The following is a 14,999-nucleotide window of genomic DNA, read 5'->3' as shown; positions in this document are numbered from 1 at the left end:
CGAAAGATCGAACATTTTTCGTCAATCCGTCGGCAGGCGGTAATCCTTGAACTGGGCGCGCAAGCTGGTCTTCTGGATCTTGCCGGTGGCGGTGTGCGGGATTTCGCCGACGAAGGCCACGTCGTCGGGCATCCACCACTTCGCCACCTTGCCGCTCATGAAGGTCAGAATGTCGCCCTTGCTCGGCTCCTTGCCTGGCTTGCGCACGACGACAAGCAGGGGCCGCTCGCCCCATTTGGAATGCGGGATGCCGATGGCCGCCGCTTCCGCCACGTCCGGATGGCCGACGGCGAGATTCTCGAGATCGATGGTCGATATCCATTCGCCGCCGGATTTGATGACGTCCTTGGCGCGGTCGGTGATCTGCATATAGCCGCTGGCGTCGATATGGGCGACGTCGCCTGTGTCGAACCAACCGTCGGCGTCGAACTGCTCGGCGCCGGCGCCGCCATAATAGGCGCGTGCCACCGCGGGTCCGCGCACCTTGAGATGTCCGAAAGTCTTGCCGTCCCAAGGCAGCGCGTTGTTGTCGTCGTCCGTCACTTTCATCTCGACGCCAAAGGGCGGAAAACCCTGCTTGCCCTGGATATCGAGCCGCGCCTCGCCGATCCGCATCTCATGTTGCGGCTTCAAGGTGCACAGCGTGCCCAGCGGCGACATCTCGGTCATGCCCCAGGCATGCACCACCTGCACGTCGTAATTGTCCTGGAACTTGGCGATGATGGCACGCGGACAGGACGCCCCACCGATCACGACCTTCTTCAGATAAGGCAGCTTCTTTCCGGTCTCCTCCAGATATTGCAGCAGCATCATCCAGACGGTGGGCACGGCGGCGCTGAACGTCACCTTTTCGGTGTCGAGCAGTTCATAGATCGAGGCGCCGTCCATCTTGCAGCCCGGCATCACCAGCTTGGCGCCGATCATCGGCCCGCTCTGGCCGAGCCCCCAGGCGTTGGCGTGAAACATCGGCACGACAGGCAGGACGACATCGCGCGTCGACAGGCCCATGGCGTCGGGCATCGCCGCCATCATCGCATGAAGCACATTAGAGCGGTGGCTGTAGAGAACGCCCTTCGGGTCGCCCGTCGTTCCGGAGGTGTAGCACATGCCGGCGGCTGTGTTCTCGTCGAACGTCTTCCAGGTGAAGGTGCCGTCGGCTTCAGCCAGCCATTCCTCGTAGGCGACGGCATTCGCCAGAGACGTTTGCGGCATATGCGCCTGGTCGGTCAGCACGATCACCCGTCGCAGCGATCGGACCGCGCGGGCGATCTTTTCCAGGAGCGGAACGAAGGTCAGGTCGACGAAGATCGCCTTATCCTCGGCATTGTTCATGATCCAGGCGATCTGCTCGGGAAAAAGCCTCGGGTTGAGCGTGTGATAGATCGCGCCAATGCCCATGATGCCGTACCAGGCCTCGATGTGGCGGGCCGTGTTCCAGGCGAGGGTCGCGATGCGGTCGCCCAGCCTGAAGCCGTCGCGCTCCAGCCGTTGCGCCACCTTGAGCGACCGGTGATGGATCTCGGCAAAGGTCGTGCGCACGATCGGGCCTTCGATCGAACGCGACACGACCTCCCGGCTGCCGTGCTGGCGTTCCGCATGGTCGAGCAGCTTATGGCAAAGCAGCGGCCATTCCTGCATCAATCCAAGCATCAATTCCTCCCTTTGCGCATTCGCGTCATTTGTTTCACGCATTGTGAAACGAACCGGCGGTTTGTCCAGCCGCCATAAGTCGAAGCCAGTGGATGGATCGAAGGACCGGGAAGACCGCCATAATCCGGCCATCCTCGCCGTTAAGCTTCGTTAACGGGCTGGGTGAGATTGGCGAATGGAGAGATTCGCATGGACGCGCAGCTCGACGAAAAAGCCCTCGAAAGCACGCTTGCCGAAAGTCTGGACGATCTGACGCCGGACATCAAAACCGTTTCCGAAGATGAATTTGCCGAAGTCGTCGGCGGCGCGCTGGAGGCCGTCGGCGGGACGTTGCTATTCAAGATGCGCGTCGAAAACGGCGCCGACGGCGAACATGTCGCCGCCGCCTGCATCGGCGACGCCGGCAACCGCCAGTTTCTGCTGCTGACGCTGCCGACCAGCGGCGGCGCGCTCAAAGTCGAAACCGCGGCGCGGAGCACCAATCCTGTCGCAGGCATTGCCGCCGCCTATGCCGGCCTTATGGATGCCTTCAAGACAGCCGCCTGACGACTGGAAAACAGACGTTCAATGAATGGTGATGACGTCAGGCGGGACGCGCGCTTGCGCGATGCGTCTGGCCGACACATCTAAGTCTTCCCCGAGAACGTTTCACCATTTCAGGGAAACGACGAAACGCTCTCTCTGTTTTGACGCAATTCCGGACGGAAAACCGCTTCGCACTTTTCCTGGAATTGCTCCAGGAGACCATTCATGGACAAGCCCGCCAACCCAGCCCCCGGCTTTCAGCGCAACCCCGACAAGGTGATCACGGTCGAACCCTATCGCGGCAGCGTCACCGTGCGCGCGGGCGACATCATCATCGCGCGGTCGACAAGGGCCAAGGTGCTTTCGGAACCGCCCTATCCGGCCGCCTTCTACATCCCCTTCGACGACATCGACTTCAGCAAGCTCGCCGGCACCGAGCACTCGACGCATTGCCCGTACAAGGGCGATGCCAACTACTGGAGCGTCCAGCCGGCCAGCGAGGCAGGCAAAAACGCGATGTGGGCTTACGAGACGCCATTCGACGAAATGGCCGAAATCCGCAATCACGGCGCGTTCTATAACAACAAGGTGACGGTCGAAGCCGAACCGGGCTGAGCCTCCGTTGGCCCGCCAGACGGCACCTCAGTCGGTCGTGCCGTCGTTGCCTACACCCTCGGCATCGTCGAGGCGTACGAAGGTCATACCCTTCTGCTTCAAGGCGAGCAGGCCCTGAACCACGCCCTCGCCGGCGGCATGGGTCGGCTGGTTGATGTGGGCGATGATGACGTCGCCGTCCTTGGCGGCGCCGATGCGGCGCGCCGTTTCCTTGGCGCCGAGCAGCGAGCCGCCGTCGCCATTGACCGAGAAGCCTGCGATCTTGAAGCCCAGCCTGCGGATCATGGCGATCGCTGAGGGGCTGTATTCGGCCGTGGCGCCGCGGAACCATCTTGGCGCCGGCCCGCCCGCCCCGGCAAGGGCGGCGGCGCCGGATTCAACCTCGGCCTGCACGGCGTCCGGGCTGCCGGCGCTGCGGATGCCGTAGATCTTCTGCGGCGTATCGACCGCCGGAATGTGGCGGCCGCCATGGTTCTCCAATTCAAACAGATCGGGATGCGCCCGCATGATCTCGACGGCTTCGGCATTGCGCTTCAGCCAGATGCCGGTAACGAAGATCGTCGCCGGTATCCTGTTGTCGACAAGCGCCGAAAGTATCCTTGTGTCGGTCTTGCCGCCGCAGGCATCGAGCGTCAGGGCGACGCGACCGCCGCCGCCTTCAACGCCCTGCGGCTTCAGATGCAGCGTCGGCTCGAGCAGCGTGGCGGCATTGCCCGCCGACGCCGCGAACAGCGACAGCGCCATCGCGCAAAGGGAGTTTCGAAACAGGCTCATCATTCGTTCCAAACCGGCACGGCCGGGCATTCTCCGCGCCGCGCCAAAACTTGTCCCTACAAAACCGGCATCTAGGCGAAAATCGGGACGGCAAACAGCGCAAAAAGTGCCAGTCGCGAAAATTTGCTTTCGCCTTACACCACGGCCTCCGGGGCCATCCCGGTTCGTGCCAGCAGTTGGAGCACGGCATCGACGACCGTGGCGGCCTCCAGACGCCAGACGCAACACGCCTTGTTGGGGTCAGGCCGTTCGCACAGGTCGCCGCCGACGCAGTCACAAGGCATGGCCGGGCGCACCGCGATGCTCGGCACGCCGACCGGTCCCCAGTGGACCGGGCTCTGCAGGCCGAACAGGCCGACGACGGGAGTGCCGACCGCGGCAGCCATGTGCATGGGGCCGCTGTCGTTGCCGAGAAACAGCCGCGCCTGTTTGAACAACGCCGGCAAGGTCTCAAGCGGGAGCACTCCGACAAGGTTGACGATCCGAGCCTTCGCAGCCGCCAGGACCTTTTTGACCAGCTCGTTCTCGTCCGGGCTGCCGACCAGAGCGACGTCCAGACCGGTTTCGACCGATATCCGGTCGATTGCGGCGGCAAAGCGCTCGGGCTGCCAGCGGCGCCCGGGGAAGCTTGCCCCAACATGCACCGCGATGAAGGCGTTCGGCCGAAGATGGAACTTGTCCAGCAGCGCCAAGGCTTTCGTCGTCTCCAGCGGCAGCGGCCGGATGTCGGGATCCCGCACGCGCAACTCTATGCCAAGCGCCTCCAGCGGCGAAAGATAACGATAGAGAAAGTGCTGCCCGCCATAGCCGAACGGCTTTGCCTTGACGTTGGCAGGTTGGCGCTCTAGCCGACTCAGCGGCCTTTCGGACGGATGATATCCGACGCGAACCGGTGCACCAATCAGCCCCGAGATGAACCGCGACGTCCTCGTATCGGTGATGTCGACGACCATATCGAAATGGCTCCGGCGCAACCTAAGGAGCGTGAGAATGAGCTCCTGCGCGCGCCGCAGCGGCGTGCCACGCATATGCGAACGGCGAAATGTCACGACCTCCGAGGCGACGTCGTTGGCCGTGAGGAAGCTGGCAAAGCGGCCATCGCAGAGGAAGACGATACGGACGCCGGGATATTCGAGCTGCAGATTCCTCGCCAGCGCGGACGAAAGAACGAGATCGCCAATCTGCTTCGTTTGCAGGATCAGGATCGACCGCAGAGGGCCGGAGCGAAGCCGCGACATCCGTGTCCGGGCACCGGACGGATCGAAGTCCACGAAGTTGGGCTGAGACGTAGACATTTGGAACCGCCATGCGTGTGTTTCACGTGGGCCTCTCATACAAGACGGCAAGGTTGTGGACCAGAGTGACTCGCGCGCCCATAGGGACCTCCCGTTTCACGGAAGACGAAGGCGCCGAGCCCGACGTTTCAGACCTTTGCTGGAATTGCTCCAGAAGGCGCGACGCGGCCGACGGGCGGCTTCCCGCGAATGTCAGACCGCGGCCTCCAGGGACATCTCCGTCCATGCCAGAAGCTCCAGCGCGGCCTCGACGACCGGATCGACCTCCAGGCGCCAGACGCAGCATGCCTTGCTCGGATCGATCCGGCGGCACAGGTCGCCGCCGACGCAGTCACAAGGCATGGAAGGCCCAAGCGAGATTCAGGGCCGTCACGCGCACGTTCGCGTGACATTGCATACAAAACCGTAAGATATCGGGACGCCGCCGGCCGAAGCCCGTCAGGCGCGTTTTGACGCGCTCTTCGCCGCAGCCACCGCAGCCTGCGCGGCTGCGAGCCTGGCGATCGGCACACGGTAGGGCGAGCACGACACATAATCGAGGCCGACCTCCTCGCAGAAACGGATCGAAGCCGGATCGCCGCCATGCTCGCCGCAGATGCCGAGCTTGATAGCGGGCCGCGTCGTCTTGCCTTTTTCAGCCGCGATCCGCACCAGCTCGCCGACGCCGTCGACATCGAGCGACACGAACGGATCTTGCTCGATGATGCCCTTCCGCCGGTATGTTTCGAGGAAGGAGGCCGCGTCGTCGCGCGAGATACCAAAAGTCGTCTGCGTCAGATCATTGGTGCCGAAGGAGAAGAATTCGGCCGCTTCGGCAATGACATGGGCGCGGATCGCCGCGCGCGGCAATTCGATCATCGTGCCGGTCAGGTAATCGATCTTGGTGCCGGTCTCCTGCATGACGCTTTGCGCCACCGCATCGATGCGCGCCTTGACGTATTGCAGCTCCTTCACGAGGCCGACCAGCGGCACCATGATTTCGGGCACCACCAAGGCGCCGGCCTTGCGGCCGGCCTCGACCGCCGCCTCGAAGATGGCGCGCGCCTGCATCTCGGCGATCTCCGGATAGGAAACGGCGAGCCTGCAGCCGCGATGGCCGAGCATCGGGTTGAATTCGTGCAGCGCCTCCGTGCGCTGCCTGAGCTTGTCGGCCGAAACATTCATGGCGGAGGCGACCTCGGCGAGCTCGGCTTCCGTCTTGGGCAGGAATTCGTGCAGCGGCGGGTCGAGCAGGCGGATCGTCACCGGCAGGCCGGCCATGATCTCGAACAGCTCGAGGAAGTCCGAGCGCTGCATGGGCAGGAGCTTGTCGAGCGCTGCGCGCCGATCCTTCTCGGTGTCGGCCAGGATCATCTCGCGCATGGCGACGATGCGGTCGCCCTCGAAGAACATGTGCTCGGTGCGGCAGAGCCCGATGCCCTCGGCCCCGAAAGAGCGCGCCATGCGCGCGTCGAGCGGCGTTTCGGCGTTGGTGCGTACCTTCATGCGGCGCGCGGCGTCGGCCCATTCCATGATGGCGGCAAAATCGCCCGACAGCTCCGGCTGCAGCATGGCGACCGCGCCCTTCAGCACCTGGCCGTTGCCGCCGTCGATGGTGATGACGTCGCCCTTGCGGAAGGTCTGGCCCATCGAGATGAGCGTGCCGGCCTTGTAGTCGACGCGCAGCGAGCCGGCGCCGGACACGCAGGGCTTGCCCATGCCGCGCGCCACCACCGCGGCGTGGCTGGTCATGCCGCCGCGCGTGGTGAGGATGCCTTCTGCCGCATGCATGCCGTGGATATCTTCCGGACTGGTCTCGATGCGCACCAGAATCACCTTGCGGCCTTGCGCTTTGGCGTCCTCGGCATCGGTGGACGAAAAGACGATCTCGCCGGTGGCGGCGCCCGGCGAGGCGGGCAGGCCCATGCCTATGACGTCGCGCGCCGCCTTCGGGTCGACGGTCGGATGGAGCAGTTGGTCTAATGAGGCCGGATCGATGCGGGCGACCGCCTCCTCCTTGGTGATCAGCCCGTCCTTCGCCATCTCGACGGCGATCTTCAGCGCCGCCTTGGCGGTGCGCTTCCCGGAGCGGGTTTGCAGCATCCACAACTTGCCGCGCTCGATGGTGAATTCGAGATCCTGCATGTCGCGGTAGTGCTTTTCCAGCCGGTCGGATATGTCGACAAAGGCCTGGAAGGCGTCGGGCATAACCTTTTGCAGCGACGGCTTGTCGGAGCCGGCGGCGATGCGCGCCGCCTCGGTGATGTTCTGCGGCGTGCGGATGCCGGCCACTACGTCCTCGCCCTGGGCGTTGACCAGGAACTCGCCGTAGAGCTGCCTGTCGCCGGTCGAGGGGTTGCGCGTGAAGGCGACGCCGGTTGCGGACGTGTCGCCCATGTTACCGAACACCATGGCCTGGACATTGACCGCGGTGCCCCAGCTTTCCGGGATGTCGTGCAGGCGCCGATAGGTGATGGCGCGGCTGTTCATCCAGCTCGAGAACACGGCGCCGATCGCGCCCCAGAGCTGCTCTTGCGGATCCTGCGGGAACGGCTTGCCGAGCTCTTCCTCGACCTTGGCCTTGTAGAGCGAAATCACGCCTTGCCATTCTTCGGCCGTCAGCTCGGTGTCGAGCTCATGGCCGAGGCTGGCTTTCTGGTCCTCCAGGATTTCCTCGAACACTTCGTGGTCGAGGCCCATGACGACGTCGGAATACATCTGGATGAAGCGGCGGTAGCTGTCGTAGGCAAAACGCGCATCGCCGGAATCGGCGGCCAGAGCCTCGACCGTCTCGTCGTTGAGACCGAGATTGAGCACCGTATCCATCATGCCGGGCATGGAGGCGCGAGCACCGGAGCGCACGGAGACCAGGAGCAGCTTCGAGGGATCGCCGAAGCGGCGGCCGGTGATCCGGCCGATATGGTCGAGAGCAGCGACGACATCCGCCTCGAGCGCCTCGGGATAGGTGCGGCCGTTGGCGTAATAGGCGTTGCAGACCTCAGTGGTGATGGTGAAACCGGGCGGCACCGGCAGCCCGAGGCTGCACATCTCGGCCAGATTGGCACCCTTGCCGCCGAGAAGGTTGCGGTCGCCGGCACCGCCCTCGGCGGCGCCGTCGCCGAAGGTGTAAACCCACTTGGTCATGCTTGCCCTCCGTTCGTGGAAGATAGAAACAGCCGGACCACGGCCCGGTTCCCCGCCTTCGCGATCCGAGCGATAGGATGCTGCAGTGCGAAAGGCAAGCACCGGCCGGGCGCTCGCCGCAACTACAATCGATTAAGCAAAAGCTGCGTCAAAAGACTTGCCGGAGGGTATGGCGCGATATAGAACATAACAGGAACATAGTGGAGTAGTGCGATGAAACTCAACGGAAAACTCGACTATCTTGAACTGCCGGCGACGGGCGGCACGCTGGACAGCGTCAAATCCTTCTACAGCGCAGCCTTTTCATGGTCGTTCACCGACTACGGCCCGACCTATTCCGCCTTTGCCGAAGGCCTCGACGGCGGCTTCCAGGCAGATGCCGACGAAGCGCCGGCCAAGCCGCTTCCGGTCATCTACTCCGAAAATCTCGAGGAAACGCTGGACGCGGTCGAGAGTGCCGGCGGCACCATCGTCAAGCCGATCTTTTCCTTCCCGGGCGGCAGGCGGTTCCACTTCACCGATCCGGCCGGCAACGAACTGGCCGTTTGGGGACATTAGGGAGTCGCAATTTCGGGTTGTTTGCTGTTGACAGCCGGGGGGCAGCCGGGCTCATTCCAATGAACGGCGGCAAACCTTCAACAGCAAAAGCAGACTGATGAAATTCGGCTCAAGCGGTGTTCGGGGTCTGGCTTCCGAATTGGTCGGACGGCCGAGCGGACTCTATACCGAGGGTTTTGCCCGGCGCTTGCGGTCGACCGGCTTTCGGCAAGGCGAGGTCTTCGTCGGGCGCGACCTGCGCGACAGCAGTCAAACGATAGCCGAAGACTGCATGGCGGCGCTGGCCGCAAGCGGCTTCCAGCCGGTCGATTGCGGCCCCATCCCCACACCCGCGCTTGCCTTCTACGCGCGCCTGCACGGCGCCGCGGCGCTCATGGTGACGGGCTCGCATATTCCCGCCGACCGCAACGGCATCAAGTTCTACGGGCCGAAGGGCGAGATCGACAAGGCGGACGAGGCCGCGATCACCGCTCATGTCGCGGAGCTGTCGGACCGATATCCCTGGCCGCCGGCCCATGCGGATTGGCAAGACGGCCATGAACAGGCGCTCGCGGTCTTTCGAGATCGTGTCGACGGCATACTGCCCCCTGGCGCCCTTTCCGGAATGAAGCTCGGCGTCTACCAGCACAGCACCGTGGCGAGGGAGTTGCTGGTCGAGGTCCTGCGATCTTTTGGCGCGGATGTGATCGCCGTCGGCAAAACGGAGGTTTTCGTGCCCGTCGACACGGAGGCCGTTGGCCGGGAAACGATGGCGAAGGTGAAGGACTGGGTGCGCGAATTCAAATTCGACGCCGTGCTCTCTGCCGACGCCGATGCCGATCGTCCTCTCGTTATTGACGACAAGGGTGAGCTGTTTCGAGGCGACCTGATCGGGCTGGCTACGGCGCTCTTCCTCAAGGCCGAAATCGTAGTGACGCCGGTCACCTCCAATTCAGGCATCTCCGAGGCTTTCGGATTCAGCGTCAGGAGAACGAAGGTCGGGTCCCCCTTCGTCATAGAGGGAATGGACGCCGCGCAGAAGGCAGGCGGCATCGTCGTCGGCTTCGAGGCCAATGGCGGGGTTCTTCTGGGATCGGATTGCCTAGTGAACGGCAGGACCTTGTCCGCGCTGCCGACGCGGGACTCATTTTTGCCCATCCTGGCGGTGCTGGGCACGATGGCGTCGACGGGCAAATCGCTGTCCGGCCTGCGCGAAACCTGGAATCTTCCGGTCTGCGCCAGCGAGCGGCTCGAGAACTTCCCTGTCGAGGCATCGCGCAGCCTGATGCGCAAGCTAGCCGACCGCGACGCGTTGCGGCAATTCCTTGCCCCCTTCGGCACCGTTGTAGATATCGATGAGACCGACGGTCTCAGGGCACGGATGACCAGCGACGAGATCGTCCATCTGCGGCCTTCCGGCAACGCTCCCGAATTTCGCTGCTATGCCGAGGCCGCCAGTCATGACAGGGCGAGCGAAATCGTGGCAATGGCGCTGGAACGGGCGCGGGACGCCACACTGGCAGATGATTGAGATGCCGTATAACGAAAGTGGCGCCAGCGATCACCGCAGGCCGGGAGCGCGCCCCGCTCTACAACAATGGGGACTCGCGCCCCGCGTGCCGCTCGATCCCCGAAAGCACCGATGACAAAGACAGCGTTGATAACCGGCATTACGGGGCAGGATGGCGCCTATCTGGCACAGCTCCTGCTTTCGAAGGGGTACACAGTCCACGGGCTGGCGCGACGATCGAGCACAGCCGAGATCAACACCGCGCGCCTGAAATGGCTAGGGATCGAGAACGACGTGCGGATCGTGGATGGCGACCTCACGGACCTCTCAGGCCTGGCCCGAGCCATGCGCGACATAAAGCCGGACGAGGTCTATAACCTTGCCGCACAGTCTTTCGTCAAATCCTCCTGGCAGCAGCCGATCCTGACGGGCAACGTCACCGGCATCGGCGTCACGAATGTTCTCGAGGCGCTGCGTCTCGAAATTCCCGAGGCGCGTTTCTATCAGGCTTCGTCGTCGGAGATGTATGGCCTTATCCAGGAGCCGATGCAGTCGGAGACCACGCCTTTCCATCCCCGTTCCCCCTATGCGGTGGCGAAGGCCTATGGTCACTGGATCACCGTCAACTACCGCGAGAGCTTCGGCCTGCATGCATCGAGCGGCATCCTGTTCAATCACGAATCGCCGCTTCGCGGCATCGAATTCGTGACCCGCAAAGTCACGGATGCCGTCGCGCGCATCAAGAGGGGCCTGGCAAGGGAACTGCGCCTGGGCAACATCGACGCCAAGCGCGACTGGGGCCACGCCAGGGACTATGTCCGCGCCATGTGGCTGATGCTGCAGCAGGATCGGCCCGATGACTACGTCGTCGCCACGGGCAGGACGACGACGGTGCGCGACATGTGCAGGATCGCCTTCGAGCATGTCGGGCTGAAGATGGACGACCATCTCGTCATCGATCCTGACCTGTTCAGGCCGGCGGAAGTCGAAATCCTGCTCGGCAATCCGGCCAAGGCAAAGGCGAAACTCGGATGGGAAGCGACGATCTCCCTGGAAGAGATGATTCGTGAAATGATGGACGCCGATCTGGCGCGCCACACGGCAGCCAGGCGTTGAAAGGAAGCTCTTGCATTTGCGGGTCGATGACTTGACACACTGTCTTTCGCCACGCATCCGCATGCGGACGATGCATCGTGGTTCGTGAGGCCGGCATGCGGGTTTTGATAACCGGCGCCAACGGTTTCGTCGGTCCCTATGTGCTGGACGCGCTGCGCAGGATTTGCGGCCACGAAATTGCCGTTGCCGCGACCTCCAAGGATGGTGGTCCGCATCCCGCTTTCGGCCTGGTCGAAGAGTTGGACGTGACGGACGCGACGGCCGTGCAGGATGCCGTGGCCCGTCACCGGCCCACCCATATCGTTCACCTAGCGGCGGTCGCGGCACTGGGTGCCGCCCAGGCCGACCCGCGAAAAACGTGGCGCATTCATGTGGACGGCGCGCTCAACCTGGCCAATGCCATCCTCGACAAGGCTCCGGACTGCTGGCTGATCCATGTCGGATCCGGCTTGATCTATGGCGAAAGCGCAAAGACCGGACGACCGCTCGACGAAAACACGCTGCTTGCTCCGGTCGACGACTACGCCGTGACCAAGGCCGCGGCCGACCTCGCGCTCGGCGCACTTTCACGCCAGGGATTAAAGTGCGTTCGGATGCGTCCCTTCAACCATACGGGTCCGGGTCAGACGGAAGCCTTTGCGGTCCCGGCCTTCGCCATGCAGATCGCGCGGATCGAAGCAGGCCTGGCTCAGCCGGTCATCCGCGTCGGCAATCTCGATACGAGGCGCGATTTCCTGGATGTGCGCGACATCGCCAATGCCTATGCCCGCGCGGTCTTGACCAGCCGCGACCTTGCCCCGAACACCATTTTCAACATTGCATCCGGCGTGTCCTGGCGGATGGGAGACATCCTCGATCTGCTGCTCGCGCAAAGCAGCGCCAAGATCGTCACGGAGCAGGATCGCCTGCGATTGCGACCGAGCGATCTGCCATGCATCGTCGGCGATGCGACCCGCGCTCGGACCTTGCTTGGCTGGGCGCCCGAGCATCCCTTCGAAGAAACGCTTGCGGCCGTCCTGGGGGATTGCCGCGCGCGCGTGGCCCAGGCGTAGGCAGAGGACGCATCGTTTGTTTCCCGGAGAGCGTGAGCTGACCGCTGCCGTGGCCCCGCCGCTGTCGCTTTAGTTGATTTCCGGCATTGAGCTTTGCTCCGCCTCGTCCTATAAGGCCGCGCGCAGCGCGGCATGCCCCGCCTGCTGGGGCGTCGCCAAGCGGTAAGGCATCGGTTTTTGGTACCGACATTCCCAGGTTCGAATCCTGGCGCCCCAGCCATCCTCCACCTGAACGCCGAATTCGAACGGATGATCGGCCAACGCCTTTGAAGCAGCATCGCGTGGTTTGACCGGAAAGCCGGTCGGACATCAGGCGCCTTGAATGGCGATTGCGGTGGTGAGCAGGATAAGGCTCAGCAACGCCAGTGCCGCGCGGATAACGTGCGACAGTTCCCAGCGGTTGCGCAGCGCCGTCCACTCCTGCGCTGGCGCAAGCGTGGCTCCGTCGCTGCCCTCGCTGGCGAAAAAGCGCTTAGCCGGCGCGTTCAATTCCACGTCCTGCAGCCAGTGTTTGTTGATCGGCTGGGTCATGAACCAGAAGACAAGCTGCATGGCGAGGAGCGCGATCAAGGCGCCGGCGATCAGCCAGATTTGGAGCGGACCGCTCGACGTCAGCATCAGTGCAAACGTCGCAAGGATCCCACCGACTTCCGCGACGCCGCCTCCAATCGTGAAACCCGGATAGTAGATGCGTTGGACAACGAAATACTCTTGCCTACCGAGTCGCAACTTGCCCGGCAGCTCCAGCGCGTGGGCGAGCGCCATAGCCATCGCCCCCGCCACAAGGATGACGGTCAGGACCTCCAGAAAGACATACATCGGATCGGCCTCTCACTCCAGCTTGAGCGCTTGTGCAGAAGCAACCTCGTCAAGACCGAACGTGATCCTGCTGACCGGGTTCCCATCGGCGTACGCTTCAATTCCGCTGGGCGGCGCGCTGGATGCGCCGTGAGCTGGGCGAAACGCCGCGATCGTTTCGACGCCAACGTCGGCCTAAACCTTTTCCGCCGACAGGCGTTGTTCGTTCCAGACAAACCGACAAAACGGCCCGCGGAGAGGTTCAACCGATGTATTTCATGGCATTGGCCACCGACTATGACGGCACGCTGGCGCATGATGGCCTGGTCGCGGCCAGCACGATCTCGGCTGTGGAGAGGCTGAAGAAATCCGGGCGCAAGCTGATCCTGGTCACCGGGCGGGAACTGCCCGATCTCAAGGAGGTATTTCCCGAACTTTCCCTGTTCGACAAGGTGGTCGCCGAAAACGGCGCGCTGATCTACACGCCGGCCAGCGAGGAAGAGCGCACGATCTCGCCCTCGCCTTCCGCGGATCTCGTCGACAGGCTCAAGAAGCGCGGCGTGAAGCCGCTGTCGGTCGGCCGCTCGATCGTCGCCACCTGGGAGCCGCATCAGGCCACCGTGCTCGACGTCATCAAGCAGCTTGGGCTGGAGCTGGAGATCATCTTCAACAAGGGCGCGGTGATGATCCTGCCTTCCGGCATCAACAAGGCGACCGGGATGGCGGCGGCGCTCGAGGACCTGAAGCTGTCGCCGCACAATGTCGTGGCCGTTGGCGACGCCGAAAACGACCACGCCTTCCTCAGGTCGTCCGGCTGCAGCGTCGCGGTGGCCAACGCGCTGCCCGCCGTCAAGGAAACCGCCGACCTCGTCACCAAGGAGGCGCGCGGCAAGGGCGTCGAGGAGCTGATCGCCAAGCTGATCAAGCACGATCACCTGCTGGCTAAGAAACGCTTGCGCGGCGCGCTGCTCGGGACCTCGCGCGGGAAAAATATCTATCTCTCGCCGATGGAAACGGTGCTGATCGCCGGGAGCTCGGGCATCGGCAAATCGACTTTGGCGACGGCGCTCACGGAAGGGCTGGTCGAAAAGGGGCTGCAATTCTGTATTTTCGACCCCGAGGGCGACTATGACGGACTGAAAGGCGCGGTGCCGCTCGGCAACGGCTCGACCGCGCCGAACAAGGAACAGTTGCTGGAACTGATCGAGAAACCGCAGACCAATGTCGTGGTCAACGGCCTGGCGCTGAAGGTCGATGAGCGGCCCGACTTCTTCGCCGAATTGCTGCCCGGCCTCGGCAATGTCCGCTATCGCACGGCAAGGCCGCACTGGCTGATCATCGACGAGGCGCATCATTTGATGCCGAAGCGACGCGGAGATACGCGATCCGTACTTTCGGTCGAGCTGCCCGGCACCGTGCTGATCACTGTCCATCCCGAGGCAATCTCGACGGATGCGCTCGGCCTGGTGACAGCGGTAATCGCGCTTGGGCCCAAGGCGAAGGGCGTGATCAAGACCTTCTGCAAAGAGACAGGGCTCCAGGCGCCAAAGGACATTCCATTGCCCAAGGGCGACCGGGTGCTGTTCTGGCGGCCGCACGGCGGCAAGAAACCGTTCACGGTCAAGGCGATCGAGCCCGACCAGTCGCTGAAGCGGCACAGCCGCAAATATGCCGAGGGCGAGCTCGATGAGGCGGGCAGCTTCTATTTCACCGGGCCGAAGAAGGCGATGAACCTCAGAGCCCATAATCTCATCATCTTCGCGCAGATGGCAGAAGGCATCGACGACAAGACATGGGAATACCATCTGCGCGCCGGCGACTATTCCAAATGGTTCCGCCAGCAGATCAGGGACAAGGAGCTCGCGCGAGAGACGGCCGAAGCCGAGAAGGACAAGACATTGTCAGCCGACGAGAGCCGCAAGCTGGTGATCGACGCCGTGCGCCGCCGCTATACCGCGCCTGCCACCGCTCCGGAGAGGGACTGACCTTTGCATTGGCCGGATC

The 14,999-nt window shown here is 63.4% G+C and carries 13 protein-coding genes and 1 tRNA gene; 8 read left to right on the top strand and 6 right to left on the bottom strand.

The genetic code is table 11. The features are described 5' to 3' along the window. Window positions 1-21: 21 nt before the first annotated feature. Complete coding sequence (locus tag LB565_RS16770; RefSeq protein WP_224585846.1) at window positions 22-1,650, bottom strand: fatty-acid--CoA ligase; 1,629 nt, start codon at window positions 1,648-1,650, stop codon at window positions 22-24. Window positions 1,651-1,839: 189 nt separating this feature from the next. Between LB565_RS16770 and LB565_RS16765 the strand changes: the two genes are divergently transcribed. Next, window positions 1,840-2,196: a hypothetical protein gene (locus tag LB565_RS16765; protein ID WP_224585843.1), complete on the top strand. Its 357-nt coding sequence runs from the start codon at window positions 1,840-1,842 to the stop codon at window positions 2,194-2,196. Between the two features lie 204 nt (window positions 2,197-2,400). Beyond that, window positions 2,401-2,790 (top strand): DUF427 domain-containing protein, encoded by a 390-nt coding sequence (locus tag LB565_RS16760; protein WP_224585841.1) that lies wholly within the window; start codon window positions 2,401-2,403, stop codon window positions 2,788-2,790. A 27-nt stretch (window positions 2,791-2,817) separates the two neighbouring features. Here LB565_RS16760 and LB565_RS16755 read toward each other — a convergent pair whose 3' ends face one another. The 4 genes from LB565_RS16755 to ppdK form a co-directional block, all read right to left on the bottom strand. After that, window positions 2,818-3,564 carry a polysaccharide deacetylase family protein gene (locus LB565_RS16755; RefSeq protein WP_224585839.1) on the bottom strand — a complete coding sequence of 249 codons (747 nt, stop codon included), beginning with the start codon at window positions 3,562-3,564 and terminating at the stop codon, window positions 2,818-2,820. A 134-nt stretch (window positions 3,565-3,698) separates the two neighbouring features. Beyond that, a complete protein-coding gene (locus LB565_RS16750; RefSeq protein WP_224585837.1) occupies window positions 3,699-4,835 on the bottom strand; it encodes a glycosyltransferase family 9 protein in 1,137 nt (378 codons plus the stop codon). Between the two features lie 216 nt (window positions 4,836-5,051). Next, window positions 5,052-5,201 (bottom strand): hypothetical protein, encoded by a 150-nt coding sequence (locus LB565_RS16745; RefSeq protein ID WP_224585835.1) that lies wholly within the window; start codon window positions 5,199-5,201, stop codon window positions 5,052-5,054. Between the two features lie 96 nt (window positions 5,202-5,297). Continuing rightward, a complete protein-coding gene (ppdK, locus tag LB565_RS16740; protein ID WP_224585833.1) occupies window positions 5,298-7,982 on the bottom strand; it encodes a pyruvate, phosphate dikinase in 2,685 nt (894 codons plus the stop codon). Window positions 7,983-8,195: 213 nt separating this feature from the next. Between ppdK and LB565_RS16735 the strand changes: the two genes are divergently transcribed. The 5 genes from LB565_RS16735 (at window position 8,196) to LB565_RS16715 (ending at window position 12,417) form a co-directional block, all read left to right on the top strand. Continuing rightward, window positions 8,196-8,540: a VOC family protein gene (locus LB565_RS16735; protein WP_224585831.1), complete on the top strand. Its 345-nt coding sequence runs from the start codon at window positions 8,196-8,198 to the stop codon at window positions 8,538-8,540. Between the two features lie 97 nt (window positions 8,541-8,637). Next, window positions 8,638-10,050, top strand: a complete 1,413-nt coding sequence (locus LB565_RS16730; protein WP_224585829.1) for a phosphomannomutase — start codon at window positions 8,638-8,640, stop codon at window positions 10,048-10,050. Between the two features lie 111 nt (window positions 10,051-10,161). Beyond that, on the top strand, window positions 10,162-11,145 hold the full coding sequence (gene gmd, locus LB565_RS16725) for a GDP-mannose 4,6-dehydratase (protein ID WP_224585827.1): 984 nt from the start codon (window positions 10,162-10,164) through the stop codon (window positions 11,143-11,145). A 95-nt stretch (window positions 11,146-11,240) separates the two neighbouring features. Then, window positions 11,241-12,197, top strand: coding sequence for an NAD-dependent epimerase/dehydratase family protein (locus LB565_RS16720; RefSeq protein WP_224585825.1), 957 nt, complete (start codon window positions 11,241-11,243; stop codon window positions 12,195-12,197). Between the two features lie 145 nt (window positions 12,198-12,342). Then, a tRNA-Gln gene (locus LB565_RS16715) sits at window positions 12,343-12,417 on the top strand. 89 nt (window positions 12,418-12,506) lie between these two features. On the opposite strand, the gene LB565_RS16710 is transcribed toward LB565_RS16715, so the two are convergent. Further along, a complete protein-coding gene (locus tag LB565_RS16710) occupies window positions 12,507-13,016 on the bottom strand; it encodes an anthrone oxygenase family protein (RefSeq protein ID WP_224585823.1) in 510 nt (169 codons plus the stop codon). Between the two features lie 248 nt (window positions 13,017-13,264). Here LB565_RS16710 and LB565_RS16705 point away from each other — a divergent pair, with 248 nt between their 5' ends. Further along, on the top strand, window positions 13,265-14,980 hold the full coding sequence (locus LB565_RS16705; RefSeq protein WP_224585821.1) for an HAD family hydrolase: 1,716 nt from the start codon (window positions 13,265-13,267) through the stop codon (window positions 14,978-14,980). Window positions 14,981-14,999 lie beyond the last annotated feature (19 nt).

Source organism: Mesorhizobium sp. CA14, assembly GCF_020165195.1.
Lineage (GTDB): Bacteria > Pseudomonadota > Alphaproteobacteria > Rhizobiales > Rhizobiaceae > Mesorhizobium.
This window is presented reverse-complemented; position numbering and strand designations above follow the sequence as displayed.

Bases quoted from the DNA above. Each gene is read 5' to 3' on its own strand.
- LB565_RS16720 (WP_224585825.1), top strand. From the start codon at position 11,241: ATGCGGGTTTTGATAACCGGCGCCAACGGTTTCGTCGGTCCCTATGTG.
- LB565_RS16765 (WP_224585843.1), top strand. From the start codon at position 1,840: ATGGACGCGCAGCTCGACGAAAAAGCCCTCGAAAGCACGCTTGCCGAA.
- gmd (WP_224585827.1), top strand. From the start codon at position 10,162: ATGACAAAGACAGCGTTGATAACCGGCATTACGGGGCAGGATGGCGCC.
- LB565_RS16710 (WP_224585823.1), bottom strand. From the start codon at position 13,016: ATGTATGTCTTTCTGGAGGTCCTGACCGTCATCCTTGTGGCGGGGGCG.
- LB565_RS16755 (WP_224585839.1), bottom strand. From the start codon at position 3,564: ATGAGCCTGTTTCGAAACTCCCTTTGCGCGATGGCGCTGTCGCTGTTC.
- LB565_RS16705 (WP_224585821.1), top strand. From the start codon at position 13,265: ATGTATTTCATGGCATTGGCCACCGACTATGACGGCACGCTGGCGCAT.
- ppdK (WP_224585833.1), bottom strand. From the start codon at position 7,982: ATGACCAAGTGGGTTTACACCTTCGGCGACGGCGCCGCCGAGGGCGGT.
- LB565_RS16735 (WP_224585831.1), top strand. From the start codon at position 8,196: ATGAAACTCAACGGAAAACTCGACTATCTTGAACTGCCGGCGACGGGC.
- LB565_RS16760 (WP_224585841.1), top strand. From the start codon at position 2,401: ATGGACAAGCCCGCCAACCCAGCCCCCGGCTTTCAGCGCAACCCCGAC.
- LB565_RS16730 (WP_224585829.1), top strand. From the start codon at position 8,638: ATGAAATTCGGCTCAAGCGGTGTTCGGGGTCTGGCTTCCGAATTGGTC.
- LB565_RS16770 (WP_224585846.1), bottom strand. From the start codon at position 1,650: ATGCTTGGATTGATGCAGGAATGGCCGCTGCTTTGCCATAAGCTGCTC.
- LB565_RS16745 (WP_224585835.1), bottom strand. From the start codon at position 5,201: ATGCCTTGTGACTGCGTCGGCGGCGACCTGTGCCGCCGGATCGATCCG.